9 protein-coding genes, 6 tRNA genes and 1 rRNA gene are annotated in these 10775 nt (G+C 36.2%); 14 read left to right on the top strand and 2 right to left on the bottom strand.

Translation table 11 applies throughout. The annotated features are described in order from the left end of the window. From KQI71_RS06310 to rsmI, 13 genes are all read left to right on the top strand, one after another. Positions 1–165: ribosomal RNA gene (locus KQI71_RS06310) — 23S ribosomal RNA — on the top strand; the annotation flags it as partial. A gap of 140 nt (positions 166–305) precedes the next feature. Next, a tRNA-Asp gene (locus tag KQI71_RS06305) sits at positions 306–379 on the top strand. 11 nt (positions 380–390) lie between these two features. Then, positions 391–463, top strand: a tRNA-Val gene (locus KQI71_RS06300). A 23-nt stretch (positions 464–486) separates the two neighbouring features. Next, a tRNA-Thr gene (locus tag KQI71_RS06295) sits at positions 487–559 on the top strand. A 53-nt stretch (positions 560–612) separates the two neighbouring features. After that, positions 613–694: transfer RNA gene (locus tag KQI71_RS06290), tRNA-Tyr, on the top strand. Between the two features lie 11 nt (positions 695–705). After that, a tRNA-Met gene (locus KQI71_RS06285) sits at positions 706–779 on the top strand. A 31-nt stretch (positions 780–810) separates the two neighbouring features. Further along, a tRNA-Phe gene (locus KQI71_RS06280) sits at positions 811–883 on the top strand. 110 nt (positions 884–993) lie between these two features. Further along, positions 994–2373 carry an aminotransferase class I/II-fold pyridoxal phosphate-dependent enzyme gene (locus KQI71_RS06275; RefSeq protein ID WP_216435071.1) on the top strand — a complete coding sequence of 460 codons (1380 nt, stop codon included), beginning with the start codon at positions 994–996 and terminating at the stop codon, positions 2371–2373. A 12-nt stretch (positions 2374–2385) separates the two neighbouring features. Next, complete coding sequence (gene tmk / locus KQI71_RS06270; RefSeq protein ID WP_216435070.1) at positions 2386–3003, top strand: dTMP kinase; 618 nt, start codon at positions 2386–2388, stop codon at positions 3001–3003. A 13-nt stretch (positions 3004–3016) separates the two neighbouring features. Further along, complete coding sequence (holB, locus tag KQI71_RS06265) at positions 3017–4009, top strand: DNA polymerase III subunit delta' (protein WP_216435069.1); 993 nt, start codon at positions 3017–3019, stop codon at positions 4007–4009. Continuing rightward, positions 4003–4878, top strand: coding sequence for a PSP1 domain-containing protein (locus tag KQI71_RS06260; protein WP_216435068.1), 876 nt, complete (start codon positions 4003–4005; stop codon positions 4876–4878). Before holB ends, KQI71_RS06260 begins: the two co-directional genes overlap by 7 nt. After that, a complete protein-coding gene (locus KQI71_RS06255) occupies positions 4859–5617 on the top strand; it encodes a tRNA1(Val) (adenine(37)-N6)-methyltransferase (protein ID WP_216435067.1) in 759 nt (252 codons plus the stop codon). Before KQI71_RS06260 ends, KQI71_RS06255 begins: the two co-directional genes overlap by 20 nt. Before the next feature lie 16 nt (positions 5618–5633). Beyond that, positions 5634–6488: a 16S rRNA (cytidine(1402)-2'-O)-methyltransferase gene (gene rsmI / locus KQI71_RS06250; RefSeq protein ID WP_216435066.1), complete on the top strand. Its 855-nt coding sequence runs from the start codon at positions 5634–5636 to the stop codon at positions 6486–6488. A gap of 44 nt (positions 6489–6532) precedes the next feature. Here the strand turns inward: rsmI and KQI71_RS06245 are convergent, their stop codons facing one another. Continuing rightward, a complete protein-coding gene (locus KQI71_RS06245) occupies positions 6533–6796 on the bottom strand; it encodes an AbrB/MazE/SpoVT family DNA-binding domain-containing protein (protein ID WP_216435065.1) in 264 nt (87 codons plus the stop codon). 109 nt (positions 6797–6905) lie between these two features. After that, complete coding sequence (metG, locus tag KQI71_RS06240) at positions 6906–8855, bottom strand: methionine--tRNA ligase (RefSeq protein WP_216435064.1); 1950 nt, start codon at positions 8853–8855, stop codon at positions 6906–6908. A 122-nt stretch (positions 8856–8977) separates the two neighbouring features. Here metG and KQI71_RS06235 point away from each other — a divergent pair, with 122 nt between their 5' ends. Continuing rightward, entirely contained in the window at positions 8978–10774 is a 1797-nt protein-coding gene (locus KQI71_RS06235) for a DUF885 domain-containing protein (protein ID WP_216435063.1), read from the top strand. The last annotated feature ends 1 nt before the right edge of the window (position 10775 follow it).

Genomic DNA, 10775 nt, shown 5'->3' with positions numbered 1-10775 from the left:
GGGATAAACGCTGAAGGCATCTAAGCGTGAAGCCCCCCTAAAGATAAGATTTCCCATACCGTAAGGTAGTAAGACCCCTTGAAGACGACGAGGTAGATAGGGCAGAGGTGGAAGTGCGGCAACGCATGGAGCTGACTGTTACTAATCGGTCGAGGCTTTAACCAAGGAAGGTTGTGTGAAAGAAAGATGTTGATAGATCTTGTATGATGTTTTGAAGGTATGTAATATCTTGATAAGAAGTAGAGACTAAGAGATGTAAGCTATAGAGAAAGTGGAGGATCCTTAGTTTTTAGCTATTTGATTCTGGCCCGGTGGCTCAGCTGGTTAGAGCGCCGCCCTGTCACGGCGGAGGTCGTGGGTTCGATTCCCATCCGGGTCGCTTTTTATTGTGGGATCATAGCTCAGCTGGGAGAGCATCTGCCTTACAAGCAGAGGGTCACAGGTTCGAGCCCTGTTGGTCCCATTTTTATTGAAAAGAAAAGACATGCCGTTGTGGCTCAATTGGCAGAGCAGCTGATTTGTAATCAGCAGGTTACCGGTTCAAGTCCGGTCAACGGCTTACACACCTGATGACTGAAGAGATTCAGTCATAAAGGTGTTTTAGATATATATGGTGGGATTCCCGAGTGGCCAAAGGGGGCAGACTGTAAATCTGTTGGCAACGCCTTCGAAGGTTCGAATCCTTCTCCCACCACTTACCATTATCGCGGGGTGGAGCAGTCTGGTAGCTCGTCGGGCTCATAACCCGAAGGTCGTTGGTTCAAATCCGGCCCCCGCAATTTTTCTATATAAAAAGTTCATAAATATCATGCCCAGATAGCTCAGTCGGTAGAGCAGAGGACTGAAAATCCTCGTGTCGCTGGTTCGATTCCGGCTCTGGGCATCTTTTTTTGAAGTTTGGTGTGGAGTTTGCGCTGAACTTCTTTTTTATTTGCAAGGGAACATGGTTGTGATAGAATAAAAAGTATAATAAATATGGAAGGAAATTCTTAAATGTCAGAGTTTATTTATGAGAAATTAAAAGAATTAAAAGAAAAGGGAGCTTATCCTTTTCATATGCCTGGACATAAAAGAAACTGCGAAGATGTTTTCCTTGGAAATACTTTATTTTCTATGGATATTACGGAAATTACAGGATATGATGATCTTCATCAACCAGAGGGAATGATCCGAAAAGCTATGGATGAAGCAAAAAAAATTTATGGGACAAAAGAAAGTTATTTCCTTATTAATAGTACAACAGCTGGAAATTTATCAGCGATTGCAGCGACTTGTCATATAGGAGATAAAATTTTGGTGGCTAGGAATTGTCATAAGTCGGTTTATCATGGAATAGAACTTTTAGGACTTGACCCCATTTATCTTTATCCAGAGGTGGATGACATGGGAATTTGCCGTGGAATTACAACAGATCAAGTGAGAAAAATTTTAAAGGAAGAAAAAAATATCAAAGCAGCGGTTATTGTTTCACCAACGTATGAAGGTAGAATTTCAGAAATTCGAGGTATTTCTGAAACATTACATGAAAATGACATACCATTGATTGTAGATGAAGCACATGGAGCTCATTTTATTTTTCATAGAGATTTTCCGGAGAGTGCCATTTCTCAGGGAGCAGACATTGTTATACAAAGTCTTCACAAGACATTGCCATCGCTTACGCAGACAGGAATCTTACATTTATGTACAGATAGGATTAGTAAAAGTTGGATGCAAAAAAAATTATCGGTATTTCAAAGTAGTAGTCCTTCTTATATTCTTATGGCTTCAATAGAATGTTGTATCAACAAATGTAATGAAAAAAGAGAAAGTTTTCAACAATATATGGATCAAATGAAGGAAATTTGTGGACAACTTTCGAAAATGAAGCACCTGAAGTTGATAACTACAGATGATATTAGTAAGATTGTAATTTCAACAAAGAATACAACAATCTCAGGAGAGCAGTTATTTTGTATTTTAAGGGATAAGTATCAGATGGAATTGGAGATGTCTGAACTTTCTTATGTTATTGCAATGACAAGTGTCTGTGATACAAGAGAAGGTTTGCAAAAGTTGGTGGATGCACTTTTAGAAATTGATCAGAATATTTCAGAAAAGAAAAATGATCAGATAGAAAATTTTCATATGATACAAAATGAGAAAATTTTTCTGCCGGAAGAAATATCTCGGAAAAAGAAAAAACAGGTGTTACTTGAGGAATCAGTCGGAAACATAGGTGCAGACTTTGTTTATTTATATCCACCTGGAATTCCATTGATCGTTCCGGGTGAGAAAATTAGTAGAGATATTGTTCAAAAAATTCAACAATATGAGAAAAATAAAATGAAGATTGTAGGATGTTTTGATGGAAAAATAAATATAGTGAAATGAAAGGATGGAAAAATGGGAGTATTTCTTACAATGGAAGGCCCGGATGGTGCTGGTAAGTCAACGCAAATTGAATTATTAAGAGACTATTTATCCAGAAAAGGTTATGATATAATAGTATGTAGAGAACCAGGCGGAACAAAAATCAGTGAAGCAATCCGCCAGGTGATACTGAATAAAGATTTTACAGAAATGAGTCATATGACAGAACTTCTTTTATATACAGCAGCCAGAGCTCAGCTGATGGAAGAGGTAATCCGTCCTGCATTAAAAGAGGGAAAAGTTGTAATTTGTGACCGTTTTGTAGAGTCTTCTGCAGTTTATCAGGGGATTGCCCGAGGAATGGGAATTGAACTTGTCTATGAAATCAATCAATATGCAATTGGCGATACGCTGCCAGATCTGACGATCATGATTGATTTAGATGCAAAAACTGGTATTTCAAGGAAAAAAGAGCAGGCAGAACTTGACCGTATGGAGCGGGAAGCCCTTGATTTTCATGAGAAGGTTGTAAAGGGATATCGAGAGATTGCAGCCTTACATCCAGAGAGGATTTATAAAGTAGATGGACATCAAACAATAGAAGAAATCCATAAAAAAATTGCTGCAGCAGTTGATAAAATAATTTCGTAATGAAGGTGACGATATGAATAGTTTTAAAACAGTAGTAGGACATGAAAAAATAATAGCTCATTTTGAAGAAGTAATAAAAATGGGAAAGGTATCTCATGCATATCTGCTGAGTGGTGAAGATGGCAGTGGTAAAATGACACTAGCAAAAGCTTTTGCAGAGGCTCTTTTATGTGAAAATCACCAGGGCTGCGGCGAATGTACTGCATGCAGACAGGTAGAATCTGGGAATCATCCAGATTTGATTTATATTACACATGAAAAGTATGAGATCAGAGTTGATGAAATTCGAAAAGGAATCAATGAAACGATCGATATAAAACCATATAGTGGTAAATATAAAATCTACATTATTGATGATGCAGATCGAATGAATCAAGGAGCGCAGAATGCTTTATTAAAAACATTAGAGGAACCGCCAGCTTATGCAGTGATTCTTCTCTTAACAAATAACAAAGACCGTCTTCTGGACACAATTTTGTCAAGATGTGTGACAATGACTCTGGGATCTGTAAAGGAAGAAAAAATCGTGCAGTATCTGAAAGATCATACCGATGCCAGTGATGCAGACATTGCATTTGCTGCCTCATTTTCTCTTGGAAATATTGGAAGAGCACTGCATGTTACAACAACACAGGAATTTAAAGATATGTTCCAGGAAGCAATTAATATTTTAACTCATATAAAAACAATGGAAACATATGAAGTTATTTCTTATCTGAAAACATTGACGGCATATAAAGATGAAATCTATGATTTCCTTGATATTTTAACGGTATGGTACCGAGATATGTTAATGCTTAAAACAACAGGTTCTCTGAATCATTTGATTTATAAAGATAAATACCGTCAAATCAAAGAACAAGAAATTTATATTTCTTTTGAGGGGATCAGTCATATTCTCGATGAAATTAAAAAAGCCAGAAGAAGATTGATGGCTAATGTTAATTTTGAGGTGGCAATGGAAATGCTGCTTCTGACAATGAAGGAGAACGGTAAAGTATGGTAGAAGTGATTGGAGTGCGTTTCCGTACTGCAGGGAAAATATATTTTTTTGATCCAAAAGATTTTCAGGTAAAAATGGGACAACATGTTATCGTGGAAACTTCCAGAGGAATTGAATATGGAAAGGTTGTATCAGAGCGAAGAAATATCAAAGAGAAGTATTTGAGTGATGAGTTGAAACCTGTCATTAGGATTGCAACAGAAGAGGACGATGAGAAAGCTGCAAAAAATCGCCAGAAAGAAAAGGAAGCATATAAAATTTGTCTTCAGAAAATTAAAGATCATAAATTGGAAATGAAACTTGTAGCAACAGAATATACTTTTGATAATAATAAAGTTTTATTTTATTTTACTGCAGATGGCAGAGTTGATTTCAGAGAATTGGTAAAAGATCTTGCTTCTGTTTTTCGTACAAGAATTGAATTACGTCAGATCGGTGTTCGTGATGAAGCAAAAATGCTTGGAGGAATTGGAATCTGTGGAAGAGAACTTTGCTGCAATACATTTCTTTCAGAGTTTGCACCAGTTTCCATTAAAATGGCAAAAGAACAGAATCTTTCCTTAAATCCAACAAAGATTTCTGGGGTGTGCGGCAGATTAATGTGCTGCCTAAAAAATGAACAGGAAACTTATGAATATTTAAATAGTAAGCTTCCAAAGATTGGAGATGTACTGAAAACAAATACAGGTGTAGTTGGGGAAGTACAGCGTGTAGACGTTTTAAGACAGAAAGTAAAGCTTATTGTAGAAGATGAAAATGGAGATAAGGAAATTCAGGAATACAAGATTGATGACTTGATTATGAAAAGAAAGAAAACAGGTTGTCCTGGATGTAAACAAGGATGTAAAGGAAATGGCAAAAGAAAGAATTGATGATCTTGGTATTAAAGGCTATCAGATCATTCAGAAAGAAGATGGATTTTGCTTCGGAATGGATGCAGTACTTTTGTCTGATTTTGCAAAGGTAAAGCGAGGAGGAAATGTACTCGACCTTGGAACAGGAACAGGAATCCTTCCAATTCTTATGGAAGCAAAAAATCCACAAGCAGCGTCATTTACGGGACTTGAAATTCAGTCAGAGATGGCTGAGATGGCTTCGCGAAGTGTGAAGTTGAATCATTTAGAACAAAGAGTCAGAATCGTAGAAGGTGATATTCGAGAGGCTTCTACGATTTTTTCTCATGATAGTATGGATGTAATAACATCCAATCCTCCGTATATGATAGGAAATCATGGATTGAAAAATCCAAAAGAGGCAAAGGCAATTGCTCGTCATGAAATTTTGTGTTCTTTTAAGGATATTTCTATGGCGGCGAAGAAATTGCTGAAAAATAAAGGAGTTTTATATATTGTTCATCGAAGTTTCAGGCTTGCTGAAATATTAAATCAGCTTTCGAAGGATGGTTTAGAGCCCAAAAGAATTCGGTTTGTACATCCCTACAGGGATAAAGAATCAAATATCTTTCTTTTGGAGGCGGTTAAGGGTGGAAAATCAAGAATGATAGTGGAATCACCGCTGATTGTATATGATCGACCGAATCAATATACGGATGAAATTTATAAGATTTATTTTGGAAATAGTAAACACGCTGAAGCGTACTTAAAGGAATAAATTCGGAGGAAGAAAAATGGCAGGAATTTTATATTTATGTGCAACTCCGATCGGGAATCTGGAAGATATTACATTTCGTGTTCTTGATACATTGAAAAATGTAGATCTCATTGCAGCGGAGGATACACGTCACAGCATCAAGCTTTTAAATCATTTTCAAATTAAAACGAAAATGACTAGTTATCACGAATATAATAAGGTGGAAAAAGCCAAAGTTCTTGTAAAACAATTATTAGAAGGAAAGAATATTGCACTTGTTACAGATGCGGGAACTCCGGGAATTTCAGATCCGGGAGAAGAGCTTGTAAGACAATGCCATGAAGCTGGAATTGTAGTAACTTCTCTTCCTGGAGCCTGTGCTTTGATTAATGCATTGATCGTATCTGGGCAGCCAACAAGGAGATTTTGTTTTGAAGCCTTTTTACCGGCAGATAAAAAAGAACGCAAAGAAATTTTAAATCAGCTGAAGAACGAAACAAGAACAATTATTTTATACGAAGCACCACATCGTTTGCTTCGAACCCTTGGCGAACTTTATGAAGTTCTTGGAAATCGTAAAATGACGTTATGTAGAGAATTGACCAAAAAACACGAATCCGTTGTTTTATCGACCATCGAAGATCTTCTTCAGTATCATCAGGAAAATCCTCCTAAAGGAGAATGTGTGATGATTATTGAGGGAAAGTCTATGAAAGAAATTAAAGAAGAAAGTCAGGAAGAATATTTAAAAATGCCGCTTTCTGAACATATGGACCTTTATTTAAAACAAGGATATACACAAAAAGATGCGATGAAAAAAACAGCGAAAGATAGAGGTATTAGTAAGAGAGAGGTCTATCAGCAACTATTGGAATTGAAAAAAGAAATATAATAAAAAAGGAAATTCTGGTTACGATCAGAATTTCCTTTTGATTTTTATTCAGAAATCTTGAGTCCGGCAATTCGTGCCAGTTCTAGAATGGATTTCTTTGATACTTTTTTTCCTTTATATTCGATCAGATCATCCATTTCTCCTGTGAAGATATCTGTAGGGTTGTATTTTTTAAGAATGATTTTATCATCGTCTACAAATATTTCAAGTGGATCCCTTTCATTTACATCAAAGTTACGGCGTAACTCAATAGGCAAAGTGATACGTCCAAGTTCATCAAGCTTTCTAACAATGCCAGTGCTTTTCATCTGCAACCTCCTTCATTCCAACATCATCAATTTTATATATGAATTAACCATAGCATACGAGGTTATGCTTGTCAAACAATTTACTTTTCTTACTGATAAATGTTTCTGGTTAGCGGATTTCTGCACCTGCGGGCATATCTTTTTCTGGCACAACCAGAGAAAGTTCTCCTTTTTCATTTTCAGCGCAAAGAAGCATTCCTTCAGAAAGAACACCTGCAAGTTTTGCTGGTTTTAGATTTACAAGAACCATAACTTTTTTACCAACCATTTCTTCTGGTTTATAGTAAGCTTTGATTCCTGATACGATCTGTTTTACTTGACTTCCAATTCGAACCTGAGAACATAATAATTTTTTTGATTTCTTTACTTCTTCACATGCAATGATTTCTCCAACTTGGAACTGCATTTTTGTGAAATCATCAAACTTGATTTCATCTTTTGGTTCAATATCAATGACTGGTTCTCCAGCAGCAGCCTGTTTTTGAGCTTCCATTAATTCATGAGCTTTTTCCATAACCTCTGCTTCATCTAAACGAGCAAAAAGAATTTCAGGTTTTTCTGTTACCTGTGTTCCACTTACATAATTTCCAAAAGTATCAAGTTTTTCAAATGGAATTGCCTGTGCATTTAGCTGTGCAAAAATCTTTTCAGAAGTTTCCGGCATATAAGGCTCCAGAAGTGTTGCACCAGTTACGATTCCCTCTACCAAGTTGTAAAGGACAGTTGCAAGACGATCCTTCTGAGACTCATCTTTTGCCAGTACCCAAGGCATTGTTTCATCGATATAACGATTGCATCTACGGAATAGATTAAAGATTTCAGTAATTGCATCAGCAACACGAAGGTCTTTCATTTTTTCCTGAACTTTTGCTTTTGTTCCAGAAACAACAGCTTTAAGATCATCGTCATAGTCACCATTACACTCGCGGTTTTCTACGATTCCACCAAAATATTTGTTAGACATGGAAATTGTTCTGTTTACCAGATTTCCAAGAATATTTGCAAGGTCGGAGTTCATACGTTCAATCATTAATTCCCATGAAATCATACCATCACGTTCAAATGGCATTTCATGAAGAACAAAATAGCGAACAGCATCTACGCCGAAGAAATCAACAAGATCATCCGCATATAAAACATTTCCTTTAGATTTACTCATTTTTCCATCACCCTGAAGCAACCATGGATGTCCAAATACCTGCTTTGGAAGAGGAAGATCCAGTGCCATCAAAATAATTGGCCAGTAAATTGTATGGAATCGAATAATATCTTTTCCGATCAGATGGAGATCTGCAGGCCAGAATTTTTTGAACTGGTCGCTGCTATTGCCATCACAGTCATAACCGATTCCAGTAATGTAGTTTGTAAGGGCATCCAGCCATACATAAACAATATGTCCTTCATCAAAATCAACAGGAATTCCCCATGTGAAAGATGTTCTAGATACACAAAGATCCTGAAGTCCTGGAAGAAGGAAGTTATTCATCATTTCATTTTTACGAGATTCTGGCTGAATAAAATCTGGATGGGTATTGATATATTCAATCAGACGATCTGCATATTTGCTCAGCTTCAGGAAATATGCTTCTTCTTTTGCAGGCTGGACTTCACGTCCACAGTCCGGACATTTTCCATCTACCAATTGACTTTCTGTAAAGAAAGATTCACATGGTGTACAGTATAAACCTTCATATTCACCCTTATAAATATCACCCTGATCATAAAGCTTTTTGAAAATTTTCTGTACCTGTTTTTCATGATCTTCATCTGTTGTACGGATAAATCTGTCATAAGAAGTATTCATAAGATCCCAGATACGTTTAATTTCTCCAGATACACCATCAACAAATTCTTTTGGTGTAACGCCCTGTTCTTCTGCTTTTAATTCGACTTTTTGACCATGCTCGTCAGTACCAGTCTGGAAAAATACATCATATCCTTCCATACGTTTATATCTTGCAATACTGTCTGCCAGAACAATCTCATAAGTATTACCAATATGAGGTTTTCCGGAAGTGTAAGCAATAGCCGTCGTAATATAATATGGTTTTTTACTCATAGTAATCCTCCGATTTTTGGTTTCTATTCCTATTAATTATAGTACATCTTTTTAGGATAGTCTATTTTTTTTCTTTAAAAAATAGTATAATAGTAGTATTCATGAAAAAGAAGGGAGCCCTCATGAAAAGACAAATACCAATCAGGATATTTGCCCTTTGTATGGCTTTGACTTTGGCAGTTTGTGGCTGCCGGATGGAACAGGATGTTTCTGATAAGACGTCTTCATCAACGGTATCGACGGCAAAAGAAACATCGCTACAAAAGAAGTTTGATCGTTATCTTGAAAAACTTTTTAAAGAAAGTATAGAAGATGACAGCATTCAGCTTCATTATACACTCAAAAATCCAGAACGGTATGGTATCAAAGGTAAAGAAAAACTTCCAGGAATGGTTCAAGATCAGGACATGAAAAAAGAAACACACAAAGAAATGGAAGAACTTCAGAAGTTTTCTTATAAAAAACTTTGCAGAAGACAAAGATTTGCATATGATGCTCTTTATGATTATTTGAAATATAAAGAACAATGTGAAAAATATCCATACTATAAAACGGTTTTAAGTCCAACTACAGGCATACAGGCCCAGCTTCCTGTTATTTTTTGTGAATACCGTCTGAATACAGAAGAAGATGTTATTACATATCTTCATTTGCTTGAACAGACAGCACAATATTTTCAATCGGTTATGGTTTATGAGAAAGAACAGATTAAGAGAGGATTATTTATGTCAGATGATGATGTAGATGCAGTAGTTTCGCAAATTCATCAATATATAGGGGCAAAAGAAAATAATATTCTCATTGAGACGTTTGGGGAAAGACTTCTTGGAATAAAAAATCTGAAAAAAGAAAGACGGGAAGTTTTTTTAAAAGAAAACCAGAAGATTGTTATGGAAAAGGTACTTCCAGCATATGCAAAACTTGCAGATGACTTGAAAGTACTAAAGGGGAATGGAACAAATTCTGCAGGACTTGCAGGATTTCCAAAAGGAAAGTCATACTATAAAGCATTGATACAGCAAAAAACAGGTTCATCAAAGTCTGTTTCTGAAATTATTGCAATGGCACAAAAGGATCTTTTGAGCTGTCTTTATGAGACGGCAAAACTTAGTAAAAAAGACCCAGAAGCATATGAAGAATATGCAAATTTAAATATCAAACCGTATACGGGGAATAATCCACAACAAATTCTTTTAAAATTACAGAAAAAAATGAAAAAAGATTATCCGGAAGGGCCACAGGCGGCGTGTGACATAAAGTATGTGCATTCTTCCATGGAAAAGAATGCGAGTCCGGCATTTTATATGATACCGGCTATTGATTCATATGAACAAAATACCATTTACATCAATAAAAGCCAGATGGAAAATTTTAATCAGCTTTATGCAACACTTGCACATGAAGGGTATCCGGGGCATCTGTATCAAAATATTTACTATGCGGCTCGAAGGGAAATACCCATTCGTTATATTCTTGAATATCCCGGATATTCGGAAGGGTGGGCAACTTATGTAGAAGCATGGAGTTATAAAACAGTAGAAGCGGGAAAATATACGGAGACGCTTTCAAAATTGAATATCCTTGGAATGAAATTTAATCTTGCTCTTTGTTCAAGAATTGATCTCGCTGTCCATTATGAAGGATGGAATTTAGAGAAGGTAAAAACATATCTAAGACAATTTGGAGTTTCCGAAATGAAAGCAGAAAAACTGTTTCATATGGTCGTTCGTGAACCAGCAAATTATCTTTCGTATTATGTCGGTTATAGAGAGTTTGAAAACTTAAAAGATTATTATAAAGAGAAAGCTGGTAAACAATATAACTTAAAAACATACCACAAAATCATCTTAGATGCAGGACCGTGCAGCTTTGACATCTTGAAGAGACGCATCGACGAAACCTTACGAATGGAGGAGTAAC

This window comes from Anaerostipes sp. MSJ-23 (assembly GCF_018918155.1).
In the GTDB taxonomy this organism is placed as follows: Bacteria; Bacillota; Clostridia; order Lachnospirales; family Lachnospiraceae; genus Anaerostipes.
The sequence above is the reverse complement of the archived record's forward strand: the minus strand, read 5'-3'. Positions and strand labels throughout refer to the sequence as shown.

What these genes read in the sequence shown, in the direction of transcription:
- KQI71_RS06275 (WP_216435071.1), top strand. Translation starts at nt 994, where the DNA reads ATGTCAGAGTTTATTTATGAGAAATTAAAAGAATTAAAAGAAAAGGGA.
- tmk (WP_216435070.1), top strand. Translation starts at nt 2,386, where the DNA reads ATGGGAGTATTTCTTACAATGGAAGGCCCGGATGGTGCTGGTAAGTCA.
- holB (WP_216435069.1), top strand. Translation starts at nt 3,017, where the DNA reads ATGAATAGTTTTAAAACAGTAGTAGGACATGAAAAAATAATAGCTCAT.
- KQI71_RS06260 (WP_216435068.1), top strand. Translation starts at nt 4,003, where the DNA reads ATGGTAGAAGTGATTGGAGTGCGTTTCCGTACTGCAGGGAAAATATAT.
- KQI71_RS06255 (WP_216435067.1), top strand. Translation starts at nt 4,859, where the DNA reads ATGGCAAAAGAAAGAATTGATGATCTTGGTATTAAAGGCTATCAGATC.
- rsmI (WP_216435066.1), top strand. Translation starts at nt 5,634, where the DNA reads ATGGCAGGAATTTTATATTTATGTGCAACTCCGATCGGGAATCTGGAA.
- KQI71_RS06245 (WP_216435065.1), bottom strand. Translation starts at nt 6,796, where the DNA reads ATGAAAAGCACTGGCATTGTTAGAAAGCTTGATGAACTTGGACGTATC.
- metG (WP_216435064.1), bottom strand. Translation starts at nt 8,855, where the DNA reads ATGAGTAAAAAACCATATTATATTACGACGGCTATTGCTTACACTTCC.
- KQI71_RS06235 (WP_216435063.1), top strand. Translation starts at nt 8,978, where the DNA reads ATGAAAAGACAAATACCAATCAGGATATTTGCCCTTTGTATGGCTTTG.